Below are 14,464 nucleotides of genomic sequence, written 5' to 3'. Positions count from 1 at the left end.
AAAAAAGCCAGTAAATTTATTTTTACTGGCTTTTTCATTATTATTAATTCACTTTATTCTGATTCGAATTGGGTTTCAACTCATCAGGACTGTCTTTAGTATAATTCTCAAATTGTTCTTTTGACGGACTCATAAAAATATCCTGAATTACTTCGATACTCAATTTATTTTTTGGATTAAATTCTTTCGAATTCATATAATTCTGTAATGAAGTAAACAATTGTTTTGATGCAGGTTTATTTTGAACTTCAGGTCCTAAATCGGCACTACTTACAATTAATTTTCCTTTTCCTACCTGAGCTTCAAAAACTAGAGCCAGTCTGCGATTCATAAACCAGGTATCAATAGGTTGAATCAACGGACGGAAATCAGCAGGGAAATCTTCTAAATTCATAACCTGAGCACGATTTTGAATATCCCACCATTGTAAATCACTGTGATAACTCGTTGGAAAACTTGTAAAAGCCGGGCTTTTTTCCTGAATCAACATTCCGGTAACGTGTGGCGGACGCATTTTAAACCAGGACGTATTCCAGAAAACCGGTAGAAAATGCATTTCTACTTCTTTTCCTTTTACCACTTTTCCTGACGCATTCAGAAACACTTTTCCTCCTTTATTCAACACCACTTTCGCTTTTTCATCTAAGACTTTAGTATAATAAATCTCCGGAGAAACTTTCACATTTTCATTTGGATATACCCAAAAATTCCAATCATTAGCAAAATCAGTATTATTTACTTTTACTTCCAAATTCAATTTAGAAGCCACTTTAATATCAGTTAAAGCAAGACTAAGATTTCCAACTACAATTCCGTTTCCGTTTTCGTAGGTCTTTGGATCAAAATTACCAGAAGCAAGAACTACTCCTTTTTCATCTTTAATTGTCCAGCTAATTACTGCATTTTTTAAAGCCTCTTTACCCGAATGAAAAAGAACGATTTCAGCTTTAAAAGTTTCTCCGTTATTGTAAACAAATTTTGGAATTTTTGCCAAAGGAACCGTTTCATTACAAAATCTCGAATATTCTTTAGCAGTAACATATCCTTTTTCCTGAAAAAAAGCATCCAATACTCCTACCAAAGCTGTTCCCTGACCAGGAAAATCCTGTAAACCTAATGCTTGAAAACCGGCATAACCAGGAGTTCTCAACATTTTTTCAATTTCGTTTTTATAACACAACACTTGTAATTTTCCAGAAGCATTCAGGAAATCTTTAGACTGATCTCCCATTTTATGATCTTCTAATTCCTGACGAAACATCTCAAAATTTTTAGCTCTGTAAACTCCTGTGTATTTTTTAATTTCTTCGAAATTTGGAAACACACAATACTGACCAATTTCATGCGCTACAAAAGGAACTTTGAACGGAGCAATTCCGGCACTAAAATCAGATTCTGTTTCTAAAACCTTATTCCAGTTCAAGCCTCGTACACCACCACGCGACTGGTATTCAGCATTAGGAACTACAGGCCAGCTTCCGCCTACTGACATTCCTGTGTAAACTCTTCTGTTATCTTTTGCTTTCCAAAAATCAACAAAAGCATTCAAATATTTCACCTGATTTCCTGCTGGCTCATTTCCTGCTGACAACATCGTAAATGAAGCATAATTTCCATATTCTTTAGCCATTCTTGTCGTTTCGTCATACAAATATTGGTCTACAGGCTGACCTAAACCAATTTTTGGACCGTGATTAGGCCAACTCGGTCCTTCCGGCTGCAAATACAATCCCACTTTATCAGCAGCAATAAAAGCAGCTTCCGGCGGACACCAGGAATGAAAACGAACGTGATTTAATCCGTACGATTTTATTTTTTTATAAATTTCTTCCCAAGCTTCAACAGTCGTTGCCGGATAACCTGTTAATGGAAATTCACAATTATGAACCGTTCCTCTTAGGAAAACCGGATTACCATTAATTAAAAACTGGTTTCCGTTAATTTTAAATTCACGCATTCCAAACTGCACTTTCTTATGTGCACTTATTCCTTTGGCATCTAGATTGACATCTAAATGATACAAGGCAGGATTAAATTCGTCCCAGGTCAACATTCCTTCGCCAAAAGGCAAATCAAGTTCCACAATATTCGTTCCTGATTTAGAAACAGCAATTTTGCTCACTATTTCCTTAGTTTGATCAGATGATTTAGAATTAAAACTTTTAGCCCAAATAACAATTTTTCCGGTAAAATTATTCTTAGTACTATTATTGACTGTAATTTTTACTCGGGCTTTACGATTTCTGACATCAGGATATACCTGAACATCGTCTATATAAACTGGCGCAATCGCCTCCAATGCAATTTTACCAATAATTCCGTTCCAGTTTCCTTGTGTATGATCAGTAATACTGTGTGAATCTGGACCTACATTTATTTCTTTAATTCGGTTATCTATACGAATAGAAATACGTTGTTTTCCTTCAGTCAGATAAGCACTCAAATCATATACATGCGGAGCTACTAAGGAATTTTGCAAACCTACTTCTTTATCATTTACCCAAACTCTGGTTTCGATATGTGTTCTTTCTAAATGAAGAATGATTCGCTTTCCTTTCCAATTTGATGGAATAGTAACTTCTTTTTGATACCAGGCCGCACCAACATAATGTTTTGCCGGAGTTAGCCAAAAAGGAATGTGAATATTTCCCGGTTGACGGTATTTTTTTAAACTCGGTCTAAAGTAAAAGGAACTATCATAAATAGAACCTGTCCACTTTGTTTTTAACGTGATTTCGTCTCCTTTTAAAAATTCTGCCATCGAACCCGGCAACTTGATATTATCCGAAAGATTTCTATTGTACCATTTCCCTGCGATTCCTTCGTTATTTCGATCAATTTCAAAATGCCAATTGCCATCCAAATTGATTACTTCATCTTTTCCTTTAAAACTGCTTAAAGAAAATAGAATTGCCAAAAGAAGACAGACGTAATTGAGTTTTTTCATTAGAGTGTATTTATTTTTTAATTGTAAATGAGCTTGGTTTAATATAAAAACGATACGATTTTACATTTCCATTAGTACTTTTATCTGTACGTGGTAAGTATTTAAATCCTTTAATTTTAATATTTTCGTCCATATCTACTACAATATGATGTGGATGCGATGTTTTAGAAACCGTCCATGCCGTTGACCAAAAAGTAGATTCCTGCTGATCAAATATTTTCTCAGCCGAATAATTTCCTACCGAAACTTCTTCACTATCAGCGTAAACAATCTTCCATTTAGAACGATTGACTGGCAAACCATCTACACCAATCAATTCAATTTCAGCAATACTGCTGCTGGTATCTTTAGGATTTTGAGAATTTAAAGCTTCAAAACAAAAATACTGGCCTTCGAATTCTTTTTCGAAAATGACTTCTTTCCAACCCTGACCGCTGCTTAATTCTCCCTGATTAGCAGGTGTTTCAGCAGACAAATCCAAAGTTTCTCCTTTTTTACGGTGCAAAAGCGATTCGTCTACTACAATTTTGTCTAAAACCGGAACGGTTACTCCTGTAATCTGAGCTTGTTTTGGCGTTTCTAAATCCAGAATGATAATCTCATTTTTACCTTTTTTCAACCAACATCCAGGCATAAACAAGGTTTGTTGTGGTCCAATTTTCCAATAACGACCAATATTATATCCGTTTATCCAAACCATTCCTTTGCCCCAGCTGCTCATGTCGATGTAAGTATCTCCAACGACATTCAATTCGAAAGTAGCTTTGTACCACGCCGGACCATTGGCTTTGGATTTTTTGAATTTCATTTTCTTTTGAAAATCATAATCTACTGGGAAATTAAAAACTTCCCAATTGGTCAGATTAGTAGCAGTTGAACCCACCAGCATTTCTACTTTTTCAGTAATTCCTTTGCGGTCAATAATAGTTTTTCCATAATTCACTCTGCCCAAAGCATCAACTAAAATATCCAGAACATCACCCTTTTTTGCTTCAGGTATTTTTATTGTATGCTGATCTTTACGACGATCTAAATTTCCAATCAATTTTCCATTGATATAAATAGCAGCCCAATCATGCAAATCAGTAATTTTTATATCAAATGAAGTGGCACTTTCTGGTAATTTGGTACGATACAAAATGCGCCCCCAGCCCTGATCAAAATTTTCCATCGGTTGGATTAATCCTGATTTATTAGCTTTTGGAAGATTTTCAAAAAGCGATGCCGACTCATTAAATGTAATTTTAGGAATCGAAATTACAGGATAATTGGCTGGTGGTTCCGGAATTGTTTCACCCGGATTCAGGTAATTTTTCATCAAATCACGCACTGCGTAAAATTTGTCAGTAGGCTGTCCTGCTTCGTTAATGGGAGCATTATAATCATAAGAAGAAACCATCGCTCCAAACGGAGGTGAATTAGCTCCACCCCATTGTCCAAACGAAGTTCCACCATGCGCCATATACAAACTAAATGAAATATTACGATCCAGCATGTCTTTTAAACTGCCTATAAAACTGCTGATGGATCGGGTTTCATGCGCTCTTCCCCAGTAATCAAACCAACCCGTCCAATATTCGCTGCACATGAGTGGCGCTTTTGGATAGATTTCTTTATATTTTTCAAACTGTTTATCAATATTTGAACCAGCACCAAAATTTAATGCCGTGTAAACTCCCTCCACATCGTATTTGAAGAAATTCGAACTCCAGTCGCAACGGAATAATTGAACCTTGTCAAATCCTGAATTACGAACTGCATCACGAATTTGGTTCATATACCCCACATCATTCCCGAAAACACCATATTCATTTTCGACCTGAACCATGATAATATTTCCGCCATTTTGAATTTGGTACGGAGCCAATTGTTTCCCTACTGCTTTTAAATATTTTAAAGAACGTTCCATAAAATAGGAATCATTAGACGTTCGAACCTGAAGATCTTTCTTTTTCAATAACCACCAAGGCAAACCGCCCATATCCCATTCGGCACAAACGTAAGGTCCGGGACGAACCACACAATACATTCCGTTTTTTTGAACCAATCGCACAAATTCGGCTACGTCTTTTTGTCCTGTAAAATCAAAATGATCCGGTTGTTGCTCGTGAAAATTCCAAAAAAGATAAATACAAATGGTATTCATCCCCATGGCTTTACACATTTGAATGCGTTGTTCCCAATATTCTCTTGGGATTCTTGGAAAGTGAATTTCTCCAGCACGCACTAAAAATGGTTTTCCGTTTAATAAAAACGTTTTTTCTCCAGCCTCAAAAGTTCCAGCTTTCCCAGAAGTTTGCGCCTTAGTTGCCAAACTCATAAAAATTAGCAGGACAAGAATTAATTTTGATATTCTCATGTGTTTTACAGTAATCTTGTTTTTCCAAAAATACATTTACCTTGTAGGAATCCAAAATTAAAAATCACTTTATTCCAGATTATTTTTGATTGCTCCAATTAGAAATTAATTCATTGCCAAATTATTACTAATTAGAATCAGGAAAATTTGATGCTTTATGAAAAGCATTTTATGTTACTTAAACTCAACATTCGCTTTGTATTCAACTGAAATTTGAGGTTGTTTCACTTCCAGAAAACTCTTTTTGTCACTAAAATCAGGCAATACTTTTTTATCCAAATAACTTAGATAAGGAGCGTCTTTTAGCATTGGCATAAAATAGAAATACATATCTGTTGTTTTTAAAGCTTCCTGGAATCTTTTAAGTCCAACTGTCCAGGGTTTACTTGTGTAAAGATCGTCTGTTTGCAACTCACCGTTCATCATACAAATTCCACGATCGCCACGATAATCAAAAGTGATGAAAACATCATTTACTTTCGATAAATCAAGACTGCCCGCTTTCAGTACATAGTGACTGTTATCGGCTTGTATTAATTTAATAGTAATATCTACTTTTGGCACACTCAACTTCCAGGTGCTTATGTTTTTAATTGCCGCTTTTCCTTTTGTCAGCTTTCCATCAACCGAAGTTACAGCAGCAGCAGGATATACAGCAAAATCAATGTTTTCCTGATTATTACTAACCAATGTTAATTTTCCATTATTATCTAATACCAATGCATTACTCAATACTAACTTTTGATTGTCAACTTCGCCAATCAAATACCCTTTTTCTGCTTCACTACTTGGTAAAACTAAAAATGAAACTCCGTTTATTTCGAAATCATTGATTTTACCAGCACTACAAATTACAACAGTATTCCCGTTTCTAGCTACAGTTTTTATTCCTGTACCACTAACTTTCACCTCACCCTGAAGTACAATTTCAGGAGCAATACCATCTATAGCAACCATCACATTATACTTTTTATTCTTATTGGTAAACTTGCAAAAAGGCTGTACTGTTGCCATACGAATGGCTACACCATCATAATTGACATTAAACGGAAAAATAGCTGAACTGCCTGCTTTTAAGGTAAAAGTTCCTGTTTGTGGAAATTGTATTTTTCCTTGTTTAGTAGCAATATCAATTTTTAAATTTGATAAATCTTTAGTTTCTAAATGATCCTGGAAATTATGCATGAACAAATAGCCTTTATCTCCATCTCCTCTTACAGCATAACGCAAAGTACTAGTATCAGTAGCTTTGATACTGTCATTAGTCGAAGGCAATATTGGATATAAAGGCGCTAAATCATTACCATAACTTTTCAAAAAGTAATTTATCAGCTTTAACGGATAATAGCCACTGCTTACATTTCCAAACTCACCAATAGGCGCCTGATAATCGTATGATTTATTAGGAAGTCCGGCTCCTTCAGCCATGAAAAAATTACCTATAGAAGGTGTAGTTCCTCCATGATACATGTAAAATCCAAGTCCGTTAGTTCCACTTCCTACAGTTCGAACCATCATTGGTAAAAAACTTTCTCCCAGAACTCTTGGACGTCTGGAATAAGTAACTGCCATTCCTGTACCTAATTCGGCTGCTAATGATGGATACAAATTAACATCATAACTTACAGGAGAATAATCCGGATTTTGATGAATATTTTTAAACAAATAAAACGGTGACGGACTATTTCCGGCTGTCCAAAACGGATAAGCATAGCCCGCCATCACCGGAATGGATCCTTTTTCGACAATAGTTGCATATCCCCAGCCAGTTGCTGTGTAAATAGGTGCTATCAAACCAGCATCAATAGCTAGTTTTTTAAGAGTTTTCATGTGGTCTTTACCTACATCGGCAAATTCATTTCCCATGCTATTAATTCCAACTCCATCCTGAATAATCTTTTTATCACGTCCTGCAACAGTACGCTCTTTAGGAGCATCCTGATATGTAAATCCCCATGGCGCTGTTGAATGTTGGTATTCATTTTCCAATTGTACCCCAATAACAGGACCATTGTCTTTAAACATTAGCCCTTTTAATTGTTTACCAATTTCCTGATACAGTCTATTTATATAAAATAAATACACCTGATCGTTGCTTCTTACATCAATAGGACGACCGTATAACCAATCCGGAAGTCCTCCGTTTCGCATTTCACCATGAGCAAATGGTCCAACTCTCATAAGAACTTGTAATCCATTTTTAGCGCAAAGTTCGGTGAATTTGCGAACATCTAAATCGCCAGACCAATTAAAAACACCCTCTTTAAATTCGTGTAAATTCCAAAAAACATAGGTAGCTACTACCGTAATTCCTCCAGCTTTCATTTTTTTCAACTGTTCGTCCCAATACTGATGCGGATAGCGACTGTAATGAAATTCGCCAATAACAGGAATAAAAGGTTTTCCATTTCGCTCCAGATAAAAACTGTTTACGTCAATCCTGTCACCTTTAGCATTTGTTCCACCTAAATCAAGATGACCGCGTTTAACCTCAGTTTTAACTTTAGTTATATCAATGGAATAATTGCTTTGTGCAGTAACATGTAGGGAAACAATAAACAATAATATAAGTACTGAAGGAAAGAATTTAATTTTTTTCATGAATATCTATTTTAATGTTTTTTATGGTTATCTGCTCAATTCCAAAGCATTTTCGTTGATCATTGCTAAATGTACCTGAACGCCCTGATGATTCAAATCCATTTTTGCGGCTTCATTAAGATGTGTTGCTGCTTTAGCTATTTGACCTAAGCCAAAATTACCCAAACCAAGCATATAATGACAATGGATTTTATTTCTAAAAGTTAAATCATCTTCCCAAATCAACAAATCAGGCAATGATACTGCAAAATAATCGAGCTTTATAATTTCGTCTAAATGTTTTTCTCCAAAAGCAATCAAAGAATCAAAACGTTGCTGAGCTTCTGATTTTCTGTCTAATTTTAATAAAGCCAATCCTTGATAAAATATCTTATCCGGTTTTTGATCATTGTAAAAAATAGCTGCTGCAGGTTCTGTATTTCCGTCTTTGGCCAATTCCCAATATTTCTGGGCTTCATTTGTTTGTTTTAAACCTTCATAAGCACAACCCAACCAATAATGGAAATCATTTTCCTGAGCTCCATGTAATTTTCCTTCTCCCAAATTATGCGGATATTCCAGACATTCATTCAATAATTTTATAGCTTTTTCAAATTCATTTTTAGCCAAAAATTGTTTAGCCAATTCCACTCTTGCCAATTGATATTGCGCCGGAATTTTTCCTTCGCCACCTTCCCAGGGATGAAAAATTCGATTATCAATTAATGCAATTGATTTTTCATAATTCCCTAGTTGATTGCATAATGTAATATATTCCAGATAAACGTCATCGCGTTGTTCCACCAAATGGAAATACTTTTCCAAAAAGACCAATCGCTCACTATGAGGTTTACACAAACGCTTGTACAATTGATCCAACTCCATCAAAATACGGGAATCATTTGTATCCAATGAAAAAGCTTTTTCTAAGGAAACAATTGCTTTTTCTTCTTGTTGCAATTTATTGAAATAAGCCAACGATAAATTGCGGTGTACTGTTGGGAAACTTTCATCAATCGCTACTGATTTTTCCCAACAGGCAATAGCTTCAGCATATTGACGCTTATCATACCATAAATTCCCTAAATAATAAGGCGCTTTAGAATCAGTTGGATTTAATTTTTGTGCTGTTTCTAATGCTAAAATAGCCTCCAAACGATTTGGGAAACAATATTCAGGAGCGTGAGAAGCTCCTTTTTCAAAGGCTTCTGTACTGTTTTTATTAGCTAAACTTAATGCCCATCCCATATAGTAATACGTCATTGGAGTTGTTGGACATACTTTGATTCCTTCTTTCAACAATTGAACCGCTTCATCATACATTCCTGCAGCAATATAATCCAATGCCACCACTTCATAATTATGAATTTCGCCACGCATCAAACGATTCATTCCGTCCAAAACTGCAACCGAATTTGAAATCAGGTATTTTTCGAAACGACAGCCAAAATTGAATAAATCGATTTTTAAAGAATCCTCTATCAACATTAAAGCTTCTTGTTTATTTCCTAACTTTCTTAAAATGGCTGTTTTTAGAACACGGGCTTTGTGGTTATGCCAGTTGCGAACTAAGGATTTATCAATTTCATATAATGCATCGGTCAGATTATCGTTAAGGCAGGAAATCTGGGCACAGCCAAAATAACCTGCATCCTGCATAGCGGCATTCCAACATGATTTGTAAAATGCAGCATAAGCTTCCTTATTTTTTCCCTGATATTGCAATGCCAATCCTAAATTATATCGTGGTTCTCCATCATACGGATTAGGGTTACGTTGCAATTGGGTGTCAATGGCTGCCTGAAAATACTTTTCCGATTCGGCAAATTTTCCTCTTCGAAGTAACCACAATCCCATCGCATTATTATTTCTAACATCAGACGGATCTCTTTTCAAGGCTTCCTGATAATAATCGGTAGCAACATAAGTAGCATGGCGGTATTGTTCCAAATGTAATCCCGTGAGATACAATTGTTCACAAGTAGGTGTTTCTTCCGGAGAAAAAGCAGGCTTAGCCGCTTCGGGAGTTACTACTGCTTCCTGTTCTTCTGCTTTAATATTTAATAACTCCCTGCCATTTTCAGCATAAACAACCAATTTCAAATCAATTAGAGCCACAGCGCCAACAGAAATTTCTCGTTCGAAAACCTGCTCAGGACTTAAATTCACAGTTTCTTCAAAAAAGCCTTCTAATACGACTTTTACTTTTTTCTGCAATGAAGTTGCAAAAATCTTCACAATGGCTTTGTCTCCTTCTTTATCTAAATTCAAAAGTAAATCCTGCGAAGCATTTTTAACAACACCCAATTCACGATATGGCAAGAAATATTGAGTAAAAGTTTTTTCTTCATAAGGCTGCATCCAGCTAAAATCAGGTTGATTATCCGTATAAACTCCTGCCATCAATTCGATATACGGTCCATCTTCATCAGTAAGATTTCTATCCCAGGCTTTTCCGAAATCTCCATTTCCCCAGGTCCATTGCTTTTTCCCCGGTGAAATATGGTGATTGGCCACGTGAAGTACACCAGCTTGGGTATCATTCTCATAACCTCCCACGAAGTTAAAGTCCGAATTGATAGCCATATACGATGTTGGCACCGGAATATTTTTATAATTCGAAATATCAACACCAGCCGAATAATCAATTTTATAATAAGTTCCCGTTGCAATTGGGAATGTAGAAACGTCGCGCTTTCCGTGATCAAAAACCGCATGTACATCCGGTGGAAAAACCGATTGATAATGTTCATTCACCGCCACGGCAGGATTAGCCCACCATAGAAATGTTTGCGGAACCGGTGTTGGATTATACAATTTTCCTTTAATCTCCAAATAAGCTTTTCCGGGATGCAGTGTAAATCCTGCCATACCTTTCTGATGGAACATTTTTTCGTTTTCGCTTACCCAAACAGTAACGCTGCCATCGGCATTATTTTCAATAATATGATCCACAGGCAAAAAAGTACTCGGCCGGTGGTGTTGCGGCCAGTTAAATTCTATTCCACCTGAAATCCAAGGACCAGTCAATCCCACCAAAGCTGGTTTAATTACCTGATTGTAATAAATAAAATGACGTTGTTTGATTTTATCATAAGCCATTTGTACACGGCCTCCCAATTCTGGCAAAATCATTACCTTAATGTATTCGTTTTCCAGATAAACCGCCTGATAGCTTTTATCTGATTTTTCATCTTCAATTTTTTCCACCACAGGATAAGGATACACTACCCCGCTGCTACCCTGATACACTCGTTTTTCAAGGAAAATAGGATTCTTTTCGGCTTTCCCGATTTCGTATGTAGGAATGATTACCTCCTCTTGCCAGGCTTTAACACTCATTATTAATATGTTTTTAATTATGCATTTTAATTTTTGCCACAGATTTAAAAGATTTATAAAGATTAGATTATATGAAGAATACCTAGATTTTTAGAAAAAAATATGTGGGAATCTTTTAAATCTGTGGCTATATTTTTTTTAAAAATTTACTTTATCTATCAAAATTACTTCACTAATTCACTCTCAATCTCCTCCAAAGTTTTTCCTTTGGTCTCGGGTAATTTCGTTAGGATAAATAGAAATCCAACGATGCAAATTCCCGCATAAACCCAGAAAGTTCCTGCCGCACCAAAAGATTTATTGAGTAACGGAAAAGTATAGGTCAAAATAAAACAGGCTATCCACAAGGCGAATGTTGCCAATGCCATAGCAGCTCCACGAACACGGTTAGGAAAAATTTCAGAAAGAATCACCCAGGTAATAGGTGCCAATGACATAGCATATACAGCAATTGCCACTACCACTAACGAAAGAACAGCCACACCTTTCAACTCAAAATAAAAGGCACTTCCTAAAAGCAAATAGGTAATTGCTAAACCTGCTGCTCCAAAAATCATGAGTTTTTTTCTTCCCCATTTATCTACGGTAAACATAGCTACTAAAGTAAATACAAGGTTAACCGTTCCTGTAATTACAATATTGAACAACGTATCACTCACGCCATAACCAGCAGCTGTAAAAATCTCTTCGGCATAATTAAAAACCGTATTGATTCCGCACCATTGCTGAAAAACAGCTATTACAATCCCAATTAATAATACATTTTTAAATTTAGGATTGAAAAGTGCTTTGAAATCAACTTTTTCGGTAACATCATCTAATGTCGCCTTTATATTAGCTATTTCCTCCTGAGCGTAAGCTTCGCCTCCTATTTTATTCAGTGTAGGGAAAGCCTTTTCTTCTTTTCCTGCTTTCATTAACCAACGAGGACTTTCGGGAAGTGTAAATACCAACAGAAAGAAAACTACTGAAGGTACTGCACAGGCATAAAACATCCAGCGCCAACCCATTTGTCCGTTCCATGAAGCACGAATGAACTCGTCACTAACTCCAGCTGGAACTTTTTCAGCAATCAATAAATTAACAATTTGCGCTGCAAGAATACCTATTACAAGTGTCATTTGGTTTAACGAAACAAAACGCCCTCTTAAATGAGACGGAGCGACCTCGGCAATATACATTGGAGAAAGTGCTGATGCCAGACCAATTCCCACTCCTCCTATTATTCGAAAAACAACAAATATCCAATAAGTTGAAGCTAATCCCGTTCCCAATGAAGCAACCGTAAATAAAAATGCCGAAAGTAATAAAGGCCTTTTTCGTCCAAACTTATCACTAATTACTCCCGAAACAACAGCTCCCACAATACAACCAATTAATGCCGAACTCATTGCCCAGGCTTGCAAATTAGCCGATGTAGTGATATCAAAAAAACGTTCGTAAAAAGGCTTGGCTCCGCCTATTACTACCCAATCGTAACCAAAAAGTAATCCTCCCATTGCCGAAACCATGGAAATTGCAAATAAATAAGAATTGTTGAACTGTTTATTGTGGCTTGCCATAAAAGATGTTGTGGTTAAATTAATAGTAAAACAAAAATACGTTTACGAATCTATTTACAAATGGATTATTAATTGAAATAAATGGACTATCTTACGAACCTAAATCAATATACATATCAATCATAGATTTATAATGAATAATCTACCGAAACCAAAAATAAAAGAAGGCTTTTTGGGACAAACCATGGCAGTATTATCTGCTGATCAAAAAGAGAAAGCACATTTTCATCCCTTTTTCCATAATTTATTTCCTGATGCCATAGGTTATTTTCCTAATGCTAAACACCATAACCGATCCAGGAAAAATGGGATTCAGGAATATATTTTTCTGTATTGTCTTGAAGGCGAAGGCTGGATTAAAATCAACGGAAAAACAATTCAATTGCAACCTAATTCAGCTTTTATTATTCCTCAAAATACACCCCACAAATATGGAAGTTCTTTGAACGATCCCTGGAGTATTTACTGGATTCATTTTTCGGGAAACTATGCTGCTACACTTTATAATCGATTTTCGACAAATGCCAATGAAGCCGTCAAAATTGCATTTGATGAAAGCCGAATAAAGCTCCTGAACGAAATAATTAAACTATTAGAAAACAATCTTTCTGACGAAAAAATCGAATTCATCCATTTTAGATTAATTACCTTTTTAAGTTCTTTATGTTATTCGAATACATTAGACAATACTATCGAAGATAAAATAAGTGATTCTATCTCTTTTATGAAAGCCAATTTAAACCAAACACTAAGCATCGAAGCATTAGCTAATCAGGCTTTTTATTCCGTTTCAAGGTATTCAGAATTGTTTAAGCAAAAAACAGGAAGCTCTCCTATTCAATATTTTATCCAATTAAAAATTCATAAATCCTGTGAATATCTCAATTTTACCAATCTTAATATCAAAGAAATATGTAAAGAAGTAGGTTTTGACGATCCTTACTATTTTTCGAGAATGTTTAAAAAACAAATGGGATTATCACCAATGCAGTATAAAAAACACCTCGCTAATTCTATTTAAATTTTCCTGATAAAACCTATATTTGCGTACTTAAAAAAGTGGCTTTACATGGATTATGAAAACTTTATTTTTTGTCTCGAAGGTGTTCCTGATGTAGAAATCAATACAAATACTGAAGTACTCAAAAATTTAGAAATCTTAGCATTCGAACATAAAATTCCCAGCATTTATAAAAATTGTGACACCATTGAAGGACTGGAAGAAAGTCTTGGAAATTTACTTTATGATGATCATAATTTTAAAGATTATGAGATTATTTATTTAGTCATGCCTGGTCAGGAAAATAATATTTGCTTACACGATTATTACTATAGTTTAGAGGAAATAGCCGAGCTATTTGAAGGAAAACTTAAAGGTAAGATTATTCATTTTGCCAATAAAAAAATATTAGATTTAACATCCGAAGAATCACAATATTTTCTTGATGTAACCGGAGCTAAAGCTATTTCAGGTTATGGTATTGTTCATCCCACTGTTAGTAGTATTCATTTAGACCGGTTCTTTTTTAGTTTGTTTCAGGATTCAGATGATCCTGTGGAAATTGTAGAAGAATTACATCAAAAACACTATGCTCTTTGTAAATTCTTAGATTTTAGATTGTATTATTAAAAATATCCATTTCGGGAACTCGTTAAACTTTAATACTTTCGCAA

The 14,464-nt window shown here is 35.4% G+C and carries 7 protein-coding genes; 2 read left to right on the top strand and 5 right to left on the bottom strand.

What is annotated here, in order from left to right:
- Positions 1–43: 43 nt before the first annotated feature.
- The 5 genes from FEM21_RS05925 to FEM21_RS05905 all read right to left on the bottom strand — a co-directional run bounded on the left by FEM21_RS05925 (position 44) and on the right by FEM21_RS05905 (position 12,790).
- Entirely contained in the window at positions 44–2,947 is a 2,904-nt protein-coding gene (locus FEM21_RS05925) for an exo-beta-1,4-galactosidase (protein WP_035658856.1), read from the bottom strand.
- Between the two features lie 10 nt (positions 2,948–2,957).
- Entirely contained in the window at positions 2,958–5,306 is a 2,349-nt protein-coding gene (locus FEM21_RS05920; RefSeq protein ID WP_035658984.1) for a beta-galactosidase, read from the bottom strand.
- 174 nt (positions 5,307–5,480) lie between these two features.
- Complete coding sequence (locus tag FEM21_RS05915) at positions 5,481–7,907, bottom strand: beta-galactosidase (protein WP_035658854.1); 2,427 nt, start codon at positions 7,905–7,907, stop codon at positions 5,481–5,483.
- Positions 7,908–7,934: 27 nt separating this feature from the next.
- The gene (locus FEM21_RS05910; RefSeq protein ID WP_035658853.1) at positions 7,935–11,228 is read right to left on the bottom strand and encodes a DUF5107 domain-containing protein; all 3,294 of its coding nucleotides are present in this window, start codon (positions 11,226–11,228) and stop codon (positions 7,935–7,937) included.
- A gap of 164 nt (positions 11,229–11,392) precedes the next feature.
- A complete protein-coding gene (locus tag FEM21_RS05905) occupies positions 11,393–12,790 on the bottom strand; it encodes a sugar porter family MFS transporter (protein ID WP_035658851.1) in 1,398 nt (465 codons plus the stop codon).
- Positions 12,791–12,923: 133 nt separating this feature from the next.
- On the opposite strand from FEM21_RS05905, the gene FEM21_RS05900 reads away from it, so the two are divergent.
- Both FEM21_RS05900 and FEM21_RS05895 read left to right on the top strand, forming a co-directional pair.
- Positions 12,924–13,811, top strand: coding sequence for an AraC family transcriptional regulator (locus FEM21_RS05900; protein WP_035658850.1), 888 nt, complete (start codon positions 12,924–12,926; stop codon positions 13,809–13,811).
- A 48-nt stretch (positions 13,812–13,859) separates the two neighbouring features.
- Positions 13,860–14,420: a DUF6642 family protein gene (locus FEM21_RS05895; RefSeq protein WP_035658849.1), complete on the top strand. Its 561-nt coding sequence runs from the start codon at positions 13,860–13,862 to the stop codon at positions 14,418–14,420.
- Positions 14,421–14,464: the final 44 nt, after the last annotated feature.

The sequence above is a fragment of the Flavobacterium seoulense genome (assembly GCF_000695795.1).
Taxonomy (GTDB): domain Bacteria; phylum Bacteroidota; class Bacteroidia; order Flavobacteriales; family Flavobacteriaceae; genus Flavobacterium; species Flavobacterium seoulense.
This window is presented reverse-complemented; position numbering and strand designations above follow the sequence as displayed.